Origin of the sequence: Anabaenopsis tanganyikae CS-531, assembly GCF_029891675.1 — a bacterium.
GTDB lineage: Bacteria > Cyanobacteriota > Cyanobacteriia > Cyanobacteriales > Nostocaceae > Anabaenopsis > Anabaenopsis arnoldii.
In genome coordinates this window covers 26,217-41,923 of record NZ_JANQDF010000092.1, presented here as the reverse complement: position 1 = coordinate 41,923, position 15,707 = coordinate 26,217, and the positions used below count along the sequence as shown (strand labels likewise).

Annotated in this window: 17 protein-coding genes; all 17 read right to left on the bottom strand. The window is 40.1% G+C overall.

From position 1 onward, the window contains the following. Positions 1-36: 36 nt before the first annotated feature. The gene (locus NWP22_RS09755; protein ID WP_280801804.1) at positions 37-999 is read right to left on the bottom strand and encodes a glycosyltransferase family 2 protein; all 963 of its coding nucleotides are present in this window, start codon (positions 997-999) and stop codon (positions 37-39) included. A 22-nt stretch (positions 1,000-1,021) separates the two neighbouring features. Continuing rightward, positions 1,022-1,750, bottom strand: a complete 729-nt coding sequence (locus tag NWP22_RS09750; protein WP_280801803.1) for an FkbM family methyltransferase — start codon at positions 1,748-1,750, stop codon at positions 1,022-1,024. A gap of 4 nt (positions 1,751-1,754) precedes the next feature. Next, complete coding sequence (locus tag NWP22_RS09745) at positions 1,755-2,594, bottom strand: FkbM family methyltransferase (RefSeq protein WP_280801802.1); 840 nt, start codon at positions 2,592-2,594, stop codon at positions 1,755-1,757. Next, entirely contained in the window at positions 2,595-3,569 is a 975-nt protein-coding gene (locus tag NWP22_RS09740; RefSeq protein WP_280801801.1) for a glycosyltransferase family 10 domain-containing protein, read from the bottom strand. Then, positions 3,556-4,581 carry a galactosyltransferase-related protein gene (locus NWP22_RS09735; RefSeq protein ID WP_280801800.1) on the bottom strand — a complete coding sequence of 342 codons (1,026 nt, stop codon included), beginning with the start codon at positions 4,579-4,581 and terminating at the stop codon, positions 3,556-3,558. Before NWP22_RS09735 ends, NWP22_RS09740 begins: the two co-directional genes overlap by 14 nt. 3 nt (positions 4,582-4,584) lie before the next feature. After that, a complete protein-coding gene (locus NWP22_RS09730) occupies positions 4,585-5,175 on the bottom strand; it encodes an acyltransferase (RefSeq protein WP_280801799.1) in 591 nt (196 codons plus the stop codon). 3 nt (positions 5,176-5,178) lie between these two features. Then, complete coding sequence (locus NWP22_RS09725) at positions 5,179-6,336, bottom strand: glycosyltransferase family 4 protein (protein ID WP_280801798.1); 1,158 nt, start codon at positions 6,334-6,336, stop codon at positions 5,179-5,181. A 411-nt stretch (positions 6,337-6,747) separates the two neighbouring features. After that, positions 6,748-6,981 carry an FkbM family methyltransferase gene (locus tag NWP22_RS18360; RefSeq protein ID WP_425332611.1) on the bottom strand — a complete coding sequence of 78 codons (234 nt, stop codon included), beginning with the start codon at positions 6,979-6,981 and terminating at the stop codon, positions 6,748-6,750. Positions 6,982-7,015: 34 nt separating this feature from the next. Further along, complete coding sequence (locus NWP22_RS09720; protein ID WP_280801797.1) at positions 7,016-7,537, bottom strand: hypothetical protein; 522 nt, start codon at positions 7,535-7,537, stop codon at positions 7,016-7,018. A 116-nt stretch (positions 7,538-7,653) separates the two neighbouring features. After that, positions 7,654-8,976 (bottom strand): glycosyltransferase family 4 protein, encoded by a 1,323-nt coding sequence (locus NWP22_RS09715; protein ID WP_280801796.1) that lies wholly within the window; start codon positions 8,974-8,976, stop codon positions 7,654-7,656. Positions 8,977-9,006: 30 nt separating this feature from the next. Then, complete coding sequence (locus NWP22_RS09710) at positions 9,007-10,338, bottom strand: glycosyltransferase family 4 protein (RefSeq protein WP_280801795.1); 1,332 nt, start codon at positions 10,336-10,338, stop codon at positions 9,007-9,009. A 26-nt stretch (positions 10,339-10,364) separates the two neighbouring features. Next, positions 10,365-11,582, bottom strand: coding sequence for a glycosyltransferase family protein (locus tag NWP22_RS09705; protein WP_280801794.1), 1,218 nt, complete (start codon positions 11,580-11,582; stop codon positions 10,365-10,367). After that, entirely contained in the window at positions 11,579-12,637 is a 1,059-nt protein-coding gene (locus NWP22_RS09700) for an NAD-dependent epimerase/dehydratase family protein (RefSeq protein WP_280801793.1), read from the bottom strand. The genes NWP22_RS09705 and NWP22_RS09700 overlap by 4 nt, the downstream gene beginning before the upstream one ends. An 81-nt stretch (positions 12,638-12,718) precedes the next feature. Beyond that, a complete protein-coding gene (locus NWP22_RS09695) occupies positions 12,719-13,468 on the bottom strand; it encodes an FkbM family methyltransferase (protein ID WP_280801792.1) in 750 nt (249 codons plus the stop codon). 19 nt (positions 13,469-13,487) lie between these two features. Next, positions 13,488-14,441 carry a class I SAM-dependent methyltransferase gene (locus tag NWP22_RS09690; protein ID WP_280801791.1) on the bottom strand — a complete coding sequence of 318 codons (954 nt, stop codon included), beginning with the start codon at positions 14,439-14,441 and terminating at the stop codon, positions 13,488-13,490. A gap of 330 nt (positions 14,442-14,771) precedes the next feature. Continuing rightward, a complete protein-coding gene (locus NWP22_RS09685) occupies positions 14,772-14,963 on the bottom strand; it encodes a hypothetical protein (RefSeq protein WP_271734409.1) in 192 nt (63 codons plus the stop codon). A gap of 245 nt (positions 14,964-15,208) precedes the next feature. After that, positions 15,209-15,682: an ATPase gene (locus NWP22_RS09680; protein WP_271734410.1), complete on the bottom strand. Its 474-nt coding sequence runs from the start codon at positions 15,680-15,682 to the stop codon at positions 15,209-15,211. Positions 15,683-15,707: the final 25 nt, after the last annotated feature.

The following is a 15,707-nucleotide window of genomic DNA, read 5'->3' as shown; positions in this document are numbered from 1 at the left end:
ATTCTTAGTGTAATAGTTTTTTATATTTTCCGACATCTAACGGCTTTTTTTCAAGGCTGCTGTCCAGGTTACTGCTCTTGGCCAACCCAAGACTTTTGTTAACGCTTTGAAGGTTCTTATTTCCCAAGGTGCATGGTGGGTAGCAACCATCTGTGTGGCAAAGCTGAGGGCTTCCTTAGCCTCTGCTATCAGTTGTCGTTCGCCGCATAGTCGAGCAATCCAGAACATTTTACGAGAAAATTGTTCTAGATAACTCCAATCAGTTAAGCCCTGGGATTTCATCCGCAGCCAAATGGATTTATGGGCCCGGAAGAAATCACGGGTCAAGGCTGGGGTAAACCCTGTTTTCATCCCACTGGCCCGATCGCCTTGATGGTCTCGAACAATAACGGCAACTTCCGGCACATGGACGGTTTTGACACCTAACATCCCGGCTCTGAGATCGTGTTCCCAGTCTTCCATACAGCGGAAGTTACCCCACGGACCTATAGCATCGCAGACGCTACGTCGCCACAGAGGTGCATTGGTATCCCAGCCTCGTTGGGGCAAAAAGTCGGGAAAAATATTGTCAATTTTTTCGTTTGTTCTCGCCCAGGGTTTAATTTCACCTGTCACCATGTTTTTGCGTAGGGTAATACCGTAGGCTACCCCAGCATCTGGATTCTCTCGCAGGGCTTTGACCTGTAGCTGTAATTTTGTCGGTTCTAACAGGTCGTCTGAGTCTAAATATTGAATAAATTCTCCTTTGGCATGGGCTAAACCGGTATTTCTGGCGATCGCCTGGCCAGAGTTTGGTTGGTAGATATATTGAATTACACTTGTGTCAGTAGTTGACAAAGAAATTACTAGATCCTTGGTTTTGTCGGTAGAACCATCATCAATTACAATTACTTCAATGTAAGAATGGCTTTGTGCTAGCACACAATGTAATGCTTCCCTAAGCAACTGATAGCGATTAAAAGTAGGAATAATAACAGAAACTAATTCCTGTTTTATCATAGATAAAATATTCAATTTAAATTTAACTAGTTGATCGAGAGAATAATATGTCCGCTTGTAATGGGTTCCCTTCAGAATCAAAACAAAAGCCATCCATCAAAATAGGCTGAAAATCAAATAATCTTAGATAATCGACAATTTCTGTCCAAATAGGAGCACCTTCGTATAGTGGGATGAATTGAATTTCGCTAACAATGTATTCAACATCCTTAATTCTTTCACCACATCCTCTTAATGCATATAGCTCAAATCCTTGAATATCAAGTTTAAGTAATTTAACATCCTTAATATCATGCTCATCAAGATAAGAATCTAAGCGAATGATATCAACATAGTACTTTTTATGTTCGGAAAAATCAATATAACTCCAACCTTTTTTGGTTGCCTCAGCCGTGGGTAAAAAGGAACTGGAAGCATGAAATTTACTCACTGTAAACTCTCGCTTTTCATTATTTTCACCAACTCCAACCCCGACAACATGGCAACGTGGTTTTCCTAAGTTTCGCCCAAAAAGCGTTGCTTTATTCTTGAGATCTAAATACAATTCTTGATTTGGCTCAAAGCAATGAACAGTAGCAAGGGGAGCGTGTAAAAGAATATTGCCAGCAAATCCCCCTCTATTTGCGCCCACATCTAAAATCACACATTCTTTACTACCAAAATCAATCAAGTCTAGGACTGGCCTTGAAGGAACAAGATTTAATTTAAATTTTTGTTTAATCTTGCGGATATAGTATTTAATCAGATCCATAATTTTATTTGCAGATGATGTTCAATAGATAAAAATCATTACAACCAATAGTTGTTATTTTAACATAACCATATTGTTGCATATAACACGAAACAGATTTGTCAGAGCCACCAGAGTTGTCCTCTATGACTAGTAAATTTGGCTTGTATTTAGAAAAATTAATTCCTTTTAAAACATCTAGTTCTACTCCCTCAACATCAATACTTATAAAGTCAATATTCTCTATTTCATACTCTTTCAAAATGCTATCCAAGTTACGTGAAGGGACATCCACTGTTGTGATTATTCCTTTTTGGGATTGAATTCTCTGTAATTGCTTATCATTTGCTGATACAAAGCTTAGAGTGTCAACCCCCCCATTACCTGTAACCACAGAGAAATTAATATTACCACCGTCTGTTTCTCCTAATGCTGTATGGAGGGTAATAGAATTAGGTCGATTGACTTTACACTGTTTAGCTAATTCAGGATGGGCTTCAACCAAGATTCCCTTCCAACCAATTTTCTCAAAAAAGTAACTATTACTTAATCTAATTCCGTCATAAGCGCCAATCTCAATAAAAAAGCCATCAAGTTTAAAGTCAAGCAGTTGCCATATATATAGTTCTTCTCCATGTTGAGAATAAGTTGAAAGCTGACTGCAAAAATTTGGTACTCGAGCGCGAGCCTCAGCCAGACAAGCAATACGACTAAGATTAATACACTGCTTTTCTTGTTTGAGTAATTTAGACTCTATCTGGAATACTCTCAGGTAAGTATCTCGTATCTTGCTATACAGCCAAACAAATAGAATTGCTAGAGCAGTTATTAAGAAAAGGAAAGGTATAATAATTGGTATATTCATTTAATTTAAATTGATTTGGATATTTTCCCACCATTTACGGCTTTTTCGGATGATTTTATCCTGTAAAGATAATTCTCGATCAAAATAGCGCTGACTTGAATTCAGAAGATTTAATGGAATTTGAGAAGATAAACGTGAGAGTAAACCCTGATGATTATGCCAGTTTTCCTGAACTGCCTTGAGTTTGTTTTCAATCAAAAATGGATACATTTCATCGTAAAGATTTGGAGATAAGTTATCTAAAATTGATATTAGTTCCTCTTTGGTCTTGAAAGTCAGTATCCCTTTTGGATTAAACAATTCAGAAATATCGGGAAAACCATAATAAATTGGAACAGTCTCTAAAAGCAGGCAATCAACAAGTTTTTCAGAAAAGTAATAATTACTAGCCACATTTTCCATTGCAATCGAAAAATAATAAGGGGCGATCGCCTCTCGTTTCCCTGGTACAGGATTAATTGATTTACCAAAGCACTCAACATTATTTGCAGTTAAACACAGATCGGCGATTTCTCGACGAAATTTATAAGCCCCATCATCGGGATGAGCTAAACTCCCCATAAATGATATTAATTTTGATTTTGGTGGATGCTCGGCTAAAATCTGTTCTGAGTCTATCTCATTTCTAATGCCTAGCCAGTTGGTTCCAAATATTAGAGGTTTAAAAGGCTTTCCCAAATCCAGTAAGTGTTGTTGGTGTGTGAAGACAATGGGAAACCTGCGGACAATTTGGGCAATATGCTGGTAAGAATAATCAATTGGACTTTCTGTTAACATAGCAATGCGCCGATCTCTTGGATAGCGAAATACTTCATTGGATAAGACTGCCTTGCTTGCAAAAAGTCCCAGGACAAACTCCTGACCAATTTTTAAACTCGGTTCAAAAATGAAGTTAAAAGTTTGGTCTTGGAACCTGACGGTAATCGAGTCTTGACTTACCTGCTCGCCATATACATCGATGTTATAGCATTTCATTTTTTTGCTTGAGTGTATTAATCCGAACCTGAGATGAACAGGTCATTTTTTGAATAAGAATTTGATTATTGCGATCGCCGTTGGCTTTTTGAGGGGACGCAGGATGCCAAAGATGGATAATAGGCAGGTAAGCTCCTTCTGAAATCTTGAAAGTTCTTAATCTATCCATAAACTCATCATCTTCGCCTCCCCAACCCCAAAAGTCTTCATCATGTCCGCCAATCTCTAGATAAACATCCTTCGTTGTGGCGATGGGTGTTCGGTTATTGGCTATTACCTCACTAACGGCAAATTGCGTCGGTAAGATATGTTTTTTTTGAATAAACTCAGAAGTATGTTGATCTAAATAAAAAATGAATCTAGGCAAACGAACTGCATCTAGCCCCGTACTTAAAATATTGGCTATTGATATCGCAAATTTTTTAGGCACAAGCATATCAGCGTCATGAAGAACAACATTTTTTCCTTGAGCTTTTTTTACCCCAAAATTAAATGCCCATGAACGATTGTATGGTGCATTGCTAGTAGGGGATTTTTGGTGGAAATACTTAACGCCTCTGGGCAATATCTTTTCAAATTCGTTTTCCCAACTTTGCTCTACAACAATAATCTCATAATCTATTCCTTCTTGAGCTTGTAATGAAGCCAAGCAAGCAAAAAACTGGGGCAGGCGACTTTTTCCTCGTACACCAACAATAATACTAACTTCAGGATTACGGCTCTCCCGAATAGTATTAACGGGTTGTAAATTAATTGGCCAATCAGTTAAACAATGATGAAGTAACCTTCCCCCAACTTCTGGAAAAAATCTAGCAACAGTTAAGCGAGAACTGAATTGCCACTGACAAATTCGCCCCCCGGTAATTAGATCAGGTTGCAAAACTTCAGAACGATTACACAGATCCAACCAGCTTAAACCCAGCAATTGGGCTAATTTAGGGGATCTTAAAACTAACTCCGTTTTCCAGCGCTCGTTCAGCCAACATCCTAACTGCTCTTTTAATGTTGCCATCGGTTATCTGTCTCCTAGTTTTTTGGCAGGGACTCCACCCCAGATTTCGTAGTCAGGAATATCATGATTAACAACTGCATTGGCAGCAACCACAGCACCATTGCCAATAGTAACCCCTGGCAACACGGTTACACCAGCTCCCAACCACACATCATTCCCTAGGATTACACCAGTACGGTTTTGATCCGATGGTTGGACTTTAATCGGTAAACTCCTGTGTTTTTGATGATTACTGGCAACTAATGTACAGAATTGGCTGATCAGACAGTCTTGGCCAATCTGGATGTCACCACCCCCAGCTCGTAAATTATTGTACTGCCCAATCCAAGTGCGATCGCCAATGATAATATTGCCGTAGCCATTCAGGGGATCCCCAAATGCCAGTATATTTCCTTGACTGATGGTGACTTGTCCTGTAAGTTTTAGTCGTTGAGGTTCGTGATTGATCAAAATCACATCATTACTAATTTTCGCTTTGGGAAACCCTTGACGTATTCTATCAACCTTAGCCAAGTGAAAACGACGTTCTCCTAAATCTCGGATCAACAGCGGATCGCGCAGTTGCCAGATTCCTTGAAACCAAGTTTTTAGCATTGGTTACTTAATAAGGTTCTCCATATATTTTTTCACTTGTTGAGCACCAGTCTGCCAGTTTAGAGATCGAGCAAATAGTTGATATGAAGAATGGACTAATTCTGTGTACTGTTCAGGATTGGAAGTAATCTTTATAATCCAGTTTGTAATTTCTTCAACCGAAGCATGAAGGGGGAACAGCTTACCATTTTGATTGTTTATGACTGCTGAACTCACTCCACCGACATCGTGCGCAATAGATGGAACTCCATAGGCGATCGCTTCACAATAGACAATTCCAAAGGTTTCTGCTACTGAGAGCATTATAAAAAAGGTAGACTGCTGAAAAATGCTCTCAAATAATTCCTTGCCTTCAACAGTTGATTTATCTACGAAACCATGATTGATGATAAAAGGCTCAAATGGTAAAATGTTAGGGTCGATCCATCTAGCACCTAAAATATGGAGTTCAGCCGGATATCCTTGTTGATTAAGTGTACGGACAACTTCAACGACTTTATTGCCTCCTTTTCTCGACCAGTCTGTTCCCATGTATAAAAACTTTAAAGGAGTCTCTAGGCGGGCGGAAATAATCGAGTCAAAACTATCAAAGTTAGGGTTGCTCAGTAAGTTTGCTCCATAAGGAATTGTTTTGACTTTTGACGCATCTACACCGTAATGATTAATTGCGTTGTTTACTGCCCACTCTGAAGGGAAAATTAGTAAACTCGCTTTTTCATACGCCAACCTGTCCGCTTTTTCTGCTTTGATATAGGACTCTTTACATAAATTTTTGTACCAAGGGTAAAAGTTATAACAATTATTAAACGTTGCTTCACCCCAAATAACTAAAGGCGCGTTAATTTCAGTGTTTACTGAGGCAAAAGGTAGTGAATCAATGCTGAATATAATATCAGGCTTTATCTCTAAAAGTTTCGTTCTTACTTGATTCCAATACTGTCGAATAATCGGAGGTTCACGATCTCGCAAAAAACTTTGCTTTATGTATTTACGATAAACGTAATGCTTTGCCTTAATGCCAAAAGTTGCTTGATCCTCTAACGGAGTGATGTAGTGAATATCACAGCAAACACTCTGTAGTGATTGGGCGATATTATAGGGAATTCCAGAGTAAGCATTGATATCTAAAGCATTGGGACGACTGACAAAAGCTAATTTCATATTTATTGCCTAAATCAAAAGAGAGAGCAAGTTAAGTTATAATCGAAACACAAATTATTTTTTCTTCAACCTCGTCCAGGTACGGACTTGTAGTTTTTGAGGAACTCTGTTAGGCTGTAAGTCTTGCCCTATAGTTATTTAAGCCTTTGCAGTAAAACTAGGGTTTTCAAGTTGGACAAGGTTTATACTAAAAAGACAGAAATCTTCAGAGAAGTTTATTTGGCTCTCCTAGACTAGATATGACCATTTAACACTTAATCCTTGGTTAAATTCATTATGTATCAAGAGATTCAATAAAATCAAAATCAATTTTTATTAAATCTATTATTTTTGATTGATGGAATCGTTATACAGTAATGGTTTTAACCGTTGTTTTTTATTAAATTACCATAGCAACTCTAGGAAAGGCGTTTATTTTAAGACAAAAAATAAATCGGAATTGTTGCTATACATATGATAATTAGGACTAAACTTTTTTATTAATTTTAAGCAATCATGATACTTTAAATGCCTAAACTCGATAAGGAGCATTTGAGGAGGACACTGCTTTAGACTGATTTGTCTTGCAACTTGATAGTCATAACCTTCAACATCAATATGCAAGAAATCGATCTTTTGAGATTCATAATCATGCTTGGCAAGCAAATCGTTAAAAGACAATGCTTGTAATTTTTCTTGCTCAATATAAGGAGTAATTTTTTTTACCCAAGTGCTTTATTATATGCTCTTGAGAGAGACTACTTATTTGATCATAATACCAGGGGAGATCAAAAACTTCTTGAGCAGCAGGATTAACAACGTAGAAATCTACTGTTTTCGCTTTATCTGAAATAACGCTCTGCTCAAAAATCAAACCAGATCGCATTGAATAGTTTTTAATTAGTCTTTCGTATAACAGAGGAATAGGTTCAACTAGAATGCCCTTCCATTTACTTGATATACTGACAATTTCATAGATAGGATCTCCAGTTTTTCCATCATTTGATCCTATTTGAACAAAAAATACGTCTTTTTTGTCTTCGCTATATTTAATGATAACGTTTTTTATTTCTTTGTCTGAAATTTTTGGTATTTTTAGAAGCTCTACTAAATCAGTAGCAGATGCTTTTTTGGTTTTAAAAGCTCTGTACGCTTCTCTTAGCGAGAAGATGTAAGGGAAAATAATACTTGGGATGATAAAGCTAAACAGAGAAAATATCATATTTATTGAGTAATGGTTGCAAATATTTTGTTTTCATCAATATTATTCTTGATAAGCAATCTCTATTTTTTTTTGCGAGTACACACTTTTTTGTTCTTTGGTTATTTGCCACTTTGTTATAAGTTGAAATCTTCTAATTTAGATAATTCAAAAAAAACTTCTTGATGTTCTTCGTAAGCTTGCCAACTGTGGGGCCATTCTCCTCCTGCTCCCGTATTTGGGCAAGTTTTCCCCAGAAATTGACGAATATATTCACCTGTTGATTTACCAAGCCATCGATCTAACCTAGATTGACCCCCTGTGGCATTTTTGCTGTTAAAAACACTAACAGCTTTCAAAGGCATTGAAATGACAGACTGAAATACCTCGTTCCATTGTTTGATCGAGGCTTCCTCTGAATATCTTAGCCTTGCTAGATCCCAAGCATTCTGACGGATATTTTGCCAACACTCTGGATCTGAATATAGTGTAATCAATTGCTGGGTTGCTGTTTCCGTATCTCCGACATTAAAAAGCAGACAATTTTCTCTATTTTTGAGGGCATTTTCTAGACCGCTTCCTATATAACGAGAACTAACCACAGGTACCCCCATTGCCATTGCTTCCCAAATAACGATTGGGCCTGTTTCCCAACAGGATGGCATTAACAAGGTATCGGCCTGAAAATAGGCTTTTTCCCACAGTTCATGGGAAGGGACATGGCCTAAAAATGAAACCTCTCCTGAGTTAATGAATTGTGATAAACGATCACGTAGTCTGATTTCTTCAGGTCCAGTACCCACAATTTTCAAGTGGAAGGGAATCTGCTGACTGCTTAAGTTCTCCAGAATAGCGGGTAAGTCATGTACTCTTTTTTGTTGCTGCTCTAGTCTTCCGACAAAAATAATTTTAAATGTTTGTTCAAATTTCCGTGGGGTTAAAGGCCGAGTTGGCGCTCCACAGGGAGCGTAAAATACTGATGATTTATCTAGGCTAGAATAATCCTCTGCTAACTTACAAGCCAATTTATTTGTACAAACTACGGCATCCAGGGAATTTTTAAATAGTTTCATATCGGCAAATAGGTCTTCCTGAATGCCGTGACAGGTCATCACAATTTTAGCTTGAGTTTTACCCCGACTTCTGAGTTCTGCTGTAGCGGCGATCGCATCAGGAATATTAACCGTCACCACAATATCCGGTGAATATTCTTGAATTGCCCTTTGCACCGCCCACCGTCGTCCTTGGGGAGTTCCAGTTTTGCAGGTAATGGCGATCGCGGTTTCACAGGGATGAACTGCTAAATATTCAGCGACTCGATGATACCGAGCCCCTTCTACTAGCCCCAAGGTAGTGCGCCACCCCAGTTGTTTTAGACCAGGTAACAGGTAGTCTAACCAGGTTGCCAAGCCACTAAGGGTGTAAGCGGAGGGTGCAATAAAAAGAATGTGAGGATTCATATAATAATACTAGCATAAATACATAAATACTTAAGTATCAAGGTCTTTCAAAACTTGGGAAATTTCCTCCAGCAAAGACTCAGAATGATGACGATAAAATAACGGCCACTCTTCTCCACCAGGGGGAATGGGTGACCCCAACAAAAACCGACGGAGGCGACGTAACCCGTCAATGACACTGGCTGGAATCCCCAACTGTTCTAATCGTCCAGTTGTGGTGGGAATCTTGGGTAAAGGAGACGAACTTAAAAGCGGAGGGCGAGCCATGACTTGTTCTAAAATTATTTTCCAATTAGTGAGGGAATTTTCCCAAGTATAGGGCTGTCCATGCACTTGCCCATTGCTAGACAGGCGGTGTCGTAAATCACCATCCTCGGCTAAACGCTGAATTTGTTGAGCCGCGCCAGCCATATCTCCCACAGGGAAGGACAAACCGGTTTCGTTTTCTTTGACTAAACCTTCGGCGTAAAAGCCGACATAACGGGAAGTGACCGGGATTACACCGTGCATCAAGGCTTCCACAATCACAATGCCAAAGGCTTCCGATGAGGATAGTAAAATCAGTACGTCAAGGTTGGGAAATATCTCTTGATAAACAACCTCGCGAGACAAAGCTCCGTGGAGTTTAACTTGGGGAGCCTTACCCAAAGCTTCATGGAGTTGAGCAAAACAAGGGCCGTCCCCGACAATATCTAATTGATAATTTAGGTTCAGCTTTTCGAGTTCTTGATACAGGGTAATTAAATCCGGCGATCGCTTGTCAAGGGTGGTTAAGCGGCCAATATATCCTATGCGAATAGGCTTTGCTTTTCCTGATGAGATGGGACGTTGTGAACTGCACTTTGGCTGATTAGCACCGTTGGGGATATGAGTCACTCTGTCTGATGGAAACCCTCCCCAGTTAATTAAAACTCGTTTGGTTAGCTCTCCGGGGCAAATTACTTGGTCAATCCCATCCCGGTAACTCCTGAGATCGGCAAGCATTGGCTCTAAGTTTCCCTGAGCATGAATTACTAAACGAGTATCTAGCCCTTTTTGCTTGCTGCGAATCCCAGCCTCATAAGCATCGGCGATTCCCAATGGAATCACTATGTCAGGTTTAACTCCTTCAATACAGCGCATTAATGCCTGAACTCTACCTTCCCGATTACAGCCCCGTCCATCGACTTCAATGGTTTTTAGCTGGGGATGAACAGCACGATAGCGCTCTGGTTGGTTAAACTGCTGTCCTCGCAATAACCCGACTAATACTTCAAATTGATGCGTTGTTAAGTAGTGATAAATTTCATCAAGCCATGTCTCCACGCCGCCTGCGACAGAACTAGTTGGCATCAAAAACAAGAACCGTTTGGGATAACTCATTTGAGAAACACAATAATTGTACTGTACTAACTAGTTGGGGGTTCCAATTCAATAAACTGTTTTACCTGCTTGACAAAATTTTGGTGACTTAATTCTTTTTCCCCAACCCAAGCAACCGTTTTAGCAGAGGCTTCATAAAGGCTGGTATCTTCTGCTAGGGCGGTAATTTGTTCAGCAATGACTTTTGGATCTAACGAAGTACAAAGCGCACCTAATGGATACTGCGCGTAAAAATCCACCAATGAAGCATATTCAGGCACGTGGGCAAAAATTGGGCGACCGAGGTTAACATAGGTACTGAGTTTAGTGGGGAAGGAGAGTTGAGCCAAGGGTTTGAGGTAGGAAGTAAAGGGATAAGGAACATAGAGCAAATCGCACTCAGCTAGTCGTTGTCTAACTTCATCAGTGGTTCGCCAACCTAAGTATTCAACATGGGCGGGGCTTGTACAGGGTAGGGTGATTTTTCCCGACATGACAATCAATTTAATTGGCTTGTTGTCTGCGATTTGCCAATTGATATAAGCCAGAGCTGCAAACAATGCCTGCCAAGCATCAGGGGCATACATCCCCCCGGAAAAGCCGATGCGGAATTCATCGGTTGATGAATATTCAGTCCGAGCTATTACCTGATTAGGTAGTCCATGACGGATAATTTCACAACGGGCTGTGTAGCGTTGTTTATAGCTTTGAGCCATAGTCTCACAAATCACACCAGTCTTAACTGATTTTTTCAGGAGTAGACCAAATCTCTTTCGGGTGCGAAATCGCATGGTAGCGTCGAGTCCACGCTGTTGGGTGAGGTAATCAATGTCATCCCAGACCTGGGTGTATAAAGGTAAATCACACTTTCCCATCAAACCAAACAGGGCATCAACCACCACGGTTGTATTCAAAATGCCCCAGATACGAGTGATACCTAATTCCCTCACTTGCTCCTCGATCTGGCTAACTAGGACTTTGATCTGTCTATCGTAAAATAGTAATCGTTCACCCGCACAGACTAAACCCCCCAAACGTCCACCCCAACGCCGAACGGCATGTTCTGGGGGAGATTTTAGCGGAAAAATTGTATTCAACTGCTGACTATTACCCCTGGCTTCTTCGGTAAAGGTCTCCCCAGTTAAAAGAGGAGCAACAATAAACTCTTCTCTTTTGAGACAGGTCAACATATCCCGCAACAAGATTTCTCCCACGTTAGCCCCTCCAGGGACAACGGAACCAATAACAATTAATGTTTTTGTCATCGCTGCAATAGGTACATGGTAGCCATTTCCTGGAAAATGCTATCTAAACTGCGGGTGATTTGCCAGTCGGGAAAATGGTTGTGAATTTTCGTCAGGTCACTGATATAGCAGATGTGATCGCCTTCACGATTTTTGTCAATGTAGGTGGTTCGGAAGGGTTTATTTAACAGCTGTTCCGCCTTGGCGATCGACTCCAGGACGGAAATACTGTTTTTTCTACCACCACCCAGATTATAGACCTCACCGCAACGGGGATGTAAATAAAATTGATGCAACAAAGCACAGACATCAGATGCGTGGATATTATCCCGCACCTGTTTACCTTTATAACCGTAGATTTTATATTCTCTTCCTTCTGCACAGGCTCGCACCACGTAAGCTAAAAAACCATGGAGTTCAGCAGCGCTGTGGGCTGATCCCGTCAGGCACCCGCCGCGAAAACAGGCGGTTTTCATCCCAAAGTAGCGGCCATATTCCTGTACCATCACATCCGCTGCTACTTTACTCGCACCAAATAAACTATGTTTACTCTGGTCAATGCGACAGGTTTCGGTAATACCGCCATAGTCCTGGGGATTGGCATAGTCCCAACGGCTCTCTAGTTCCACCAATGGCAACTCATTGGGGGCATCACCATAGACTTTGTTAGTGCTAAGGAAACAAAACACTGCTTCAGGGCAAGCCCTTCTGGTGGATTCCAGGAGGTTTAGTGTGCCAACGGCATTAACATCAAAATCATCAAAGGGACGACTGGCGGCTAAATCGTGGGAGGGTTGGGCTGCGGCGTGAATAATCAGGTCAAATTTTTGTTCTGAAAAGAGGTTCAGAATAGAGGGGCGATCGCGGATATCAAGGGAGAAATGCTGATACTCCGGACAGTCAACTTGTAACCGCTGCAAATTCCAGGTAGTGTCACCGTCTTTGCCAAAGAAGTCGGCTCGCATATTATTGTCAATACCTGTAACCTGCCAGCCCAGTTGGGTGAAATAACGCACCGATTCAGAGCCGATTAAGCCAGCGGAACCGGTGACTAACAGTTGCTTATCAAAAGGCATATTTAGAATTTAAAAAGGTTTATACTACCAAAATAACCCTATATCTAAAAAAACAAATTTCCCCTAAATTAGGGAGAGTAACTAGATACCGATATTTTCAAAAATCGCATCTGCGAAAAGTATTTTATCGCCGGATCGAGAGCGAAATTGCTCCAGGTTGCCCCGATAAACAAAACCCAAATTGCATAGGTATTTGTAGATATCATCAAACAGGGGTTGTTTTTCATAAAACTCATAAAAAGAAACCTCAATAATTACTAGCTTGGCACTTTTGAAAGTCTTCTCTCCTCCTTTAATAACAGAAAGTTCATAGCCTTGTACATCCAGCTTAATTAAAAGATCATCCCCAATAGTTTTATTGTTCTCTTTTACCCATTGGTCTAAACAAGTTTGTTGAACCATAACACTGGTATTAACTGATGATTCTGGCCATTCTTCTTTATGCAGTTTAGACATATTCAACATCGAAGAACTAGGGGAAAAGGAACTTGAGAACATTTGCTTTGTGCCAACTTCGTTTCCTAATGCTAAATTAAAAGTTTTAATGTTAGTATCTTCTGCTACTGATGAATAAAGCACCTTATAAACATCAGGTAGGGGTTCAAATGAATAGATAGTTGCAGCCGGAAACACATTACGAATTGTCCTAGCAAACTGTCCCTCGTTGGCACCAATATCGATAATACTTTTTATATGAAAATTCCCCAGAAATTTATAATCTTCTAATTCTTTCATTTTCTTTTCTCGTTTTTGTGCTTCACGAATATTCTTTAGAAGCCTAATTTCCAAACCAAGAGAATTGAATATTTTATGCATCACAGCTTTAATCATAGGGCTAGAAGATTGAGTTTCAAAAGATGGGTTTTAAACATATAACTAGGAAGTGATCGACAAGTTTCATAGTCCAAGGCACACTGGTTAAATGCTTAAGATGTGAGTATTGCGGGATTGAAAAGATGGCTCTTTGAGGAAGTCGCCAAAAACCACCCCGTTGCCAACACTCATAATAAGCAGCCTTGACGCGATCATCCCAAACCTCCCGACTGCTTCCCAATTGATGAGGAATCTGATACACACCTTTAACTTTAAGGGGCAATTTTTTCTCAACATAATCAAAAAATTGCCTTGTAGCAAAAGACAAATGCAATGGCGTTTGTAAGTACCAATGATTGCCCTTAAACCAACGCCAAGTCCAAGCATCCATATCGCCAGTGCTAATCAGCAATACCCCCCCCGGTTTAAGTAAATATTCTGCTTGATCTATTCCCTCTAGTGGATTGATGAGATGCTCAAACACATCAAACATTGTTACCACATCAAAACAATGATGCCACTTTGAATCTATATCTTGTAATCGCTGTGCAATAACATTAACTCCCTTAGCGCCAGCTGATTTAGCCGGTTGAATTCCCCCCTCAACGCCAAACTTGTGCCAATGAGTGGGTAAATTATGCAGAAACTTGCCCTCATTACAACCTACGTCGAGGACAGAAATAGACTCTTGATTCTGGAAATACTCTAGCAATAACGTCTTACTTCTTGACCACCCTGCATTCTTTGCCAACTCATAATCCATTGCTCCACCCGGCGCTGTGGCATAAACCTGTTTAAGTTCATCCGCTGTTAAGCAAGGTAGCCGTTGTCCTAACCCACAGTCCTGACAACGATATAACTGACCGGGGGAAAGATCCGATAGTCCGACCTGTTCGAGTAATCCATTGGGAAAGGGGGCACAATCCCATAAATAAACAAGACGATCAGAACCACAGGCCCGACACAGTATTTTTTTAGATTTTGTTAACACTGAATTTACACTCTATATATTTCAAGTATTCTGTGAAGGTGACAACGGCACTCTCTTTTGGCTTGACTGTAACTGCCAATAATTCCTATAAATACCCGACAACCCCAGTAACTCACTGTGGGTTCCCCTTTCCACAATGCGTCCCTGCTGAAGCACCACAATCTGATAAAATTGTACCTGGGGTATGTTGACTAATAGTTTGTTGTTGCAATATTTGTTTTTTATCATCCGTGAGTGTTAGTTTTTCTCGGATGTGTTCTGGAACAAGAGAAAATACGTTAATCATCTGAAGTCAAAGGTGGAATTTATTCTAGAATGAGAGAATATAGTTTATTCATCTGAGTTTAAAGGTGGAATTTGTTCAGGAGTTAAGGTAACAACTTGGCCATCTTGCCAAATGCTAATCGCCTCGCCTAATTTACGGTGTCTTTCAATAGCTTTAGCAATAGCGAGTTTAACACCTGCATCAAGGCTAGATAATTTCTCAGGAATTGGTTTATTTACAGAAATTGGCTTATTCATTAGTAGTAATTTGACTCCATAGTTGAGGTTGATAAATGATAGGTTCTTGATTTAAAGGGCGTTCAGCTATTAGCTGTAAAATTGGGTTAGAGTTATCATAAACAATCCATCTATAGTGATCCGATTTGATTCATGAATTTTTCGTAGAGGCAGGGAACAGGGAACAGGGAACAGGGAACAGGGAACGGGAAAGAAGGCTGTCAGTATTTATGGTGAGCGAAGCCGAACCATGTACGGAGTTCTGTTCAAAAATCAAATATTAGTCCTACATCACATAAAGGTAAGTATAATTCAATTAAGTTCTTTCTACCACGTTCGTAGCGACGGCGAATAGTGTCTTCTGGGATGTTGTGACCGCCACTTTCTACCCGTCTGCGTACCCTGGCGATCGCTAATTCTGGACTTTGCAACCAAAAGTAAATTAAGTTAATCATATAACCTTTATCTTGACATTCTCTCAAAAATCGGGCAAAGTTACGGGCTGCTAATGTAGTTTCAAAGGCAAAATCAGTGTTAGCATTTACCAGTGTTTCTAATCTTGCTAACATTAATCTTCCGGCTTGAACTGCTACAGATTCGGGGTTAAAAGGAGAAAGTCCGGCTGCTATTTCATCAGCGTTGACGTATTCAAATACTTCTAGAAAATAGGGGAGAATTTGCATAGCGGCGGTAGTTTTACCAGAACCGTTTGCACCACCAATAATGTATAAGTTAGGCATTATTTTAATGGTAAGTTTATTCAGC

What these genes read in the sequence shown, in the direction of transcription:
- NWP22_RS09755 (WP_280801804.1), bottom strand. Translation starts at nt 999, where the DNA reads ATGATAAAACAGGAATTAGTTTCTGTTATTATTCCTACTTTTAATCGC.
- NWP22_RS09750 (WP_280801803.1), bottom strand. Translation starts at nt 1,750, where the DNA reads ATGGATCTGATTAAATACTATATCCGCAAGATTAAACAAAAATTTAAA.
- NWP22_RS09745 (WP_280801802.1), bottom strand. Translation starts at nt 2,594, where the DNA reads ATGAATATACCAATTATTATACCTTTCCTTTTCTTAATAACTGCTCTA.
- NWP22_RS09740 (WP_280801801.1), bottom strand. Translation starts at nt 3,569, where the DNA reads ATGAAATGCTATAACATCGATGTATATGGCGAGCAGGTAAGTCAAGAC.
- NWP22_RS09735 (WP_280801800.1), bottom strand. Translation starts at nt 4,581, where the DNA reads ATGGCAACATTAAAAGAGCAGTTAGGATGTTGGCTGAACGAGCGCTGG.
- NWP22_RS09730 (WP_280801799.1), bottom strand. Translation starts at nt 5,175, where the DNA reads ATGCTAAAAACTTGGTTTCAAGGAATCTGGCAACTGCGCGATCCGCTG.
- NWP22_RS09725 (WP_280801798.1), bottom strand. Translation starts at nt 6,336, where the DNA reads ATGAAATTAGCTTTTGTCAGTCGTCCCAATGCTTTAGATATCAATGCT.
- NWP22_RS09720 (WP_280801797.1), bottom strand. Translation starts at nt 7,537, where the DNA reads ATGATATTTTCTCTGTTTAGCTTTATCATCCCAAGTATTATTTTCCCT.
- NWP22_RS09715 (WP_280801796.1), bottom strand. Translation starts at nt 8,976, where the DNA reads ATGAATCCTCACATTCTTTTTATTGCACCCTCCGCTTACACCCTTAGT.
- NWP22_RS09710 (WP_280801795.1), bottom strand. Translation starts at nt 10,338, where the DNA reads ATGAGTTATCCCAAACGGTTCTTGTTTTTGATGCCAACTAGTTCTGTC.
- NWP22_RS09705 (WP_280801794.1), bottom strand. Translation starts at nt 11,582, where the DNA reads ATGACAAAAACATTAATTGTTATTGGTTCCGTTGTCCCTGGAGGGGCT.
- NWP22_RS09700 (WP_280801793.1), bottom strand. Translation starts at nt 12,637, where the DNA reads ATGCCTTTTGATAAGCAACTGTTAGTCACCGGTTCCGCTGGCTTAATC.
- NWP22_RS09695 (WP_280801792.1), bottom strand. Translation starts at nt 13,468, where the DNA reads ATGATTAAAGCTGTGATGCATAAAATATTCAATTCTCTTGGTTTGGAA.
- NWP22_RS09685 (WP_271734409.1), bottom strand. Translation starts at nt 14,963, where the DNA reads ATGAATAAGCCAATTTCTGTAAATAAACCAATTCCTGAGAAATTATCT.
- NWP22_RS09680 (WP_271734410.1), bottom strand. Translation starts at nt 15,682, where the DNA reads ATGCCTAACTTATACATTATTGGTGGTGCAAACGGTTCTGGTAAAACT.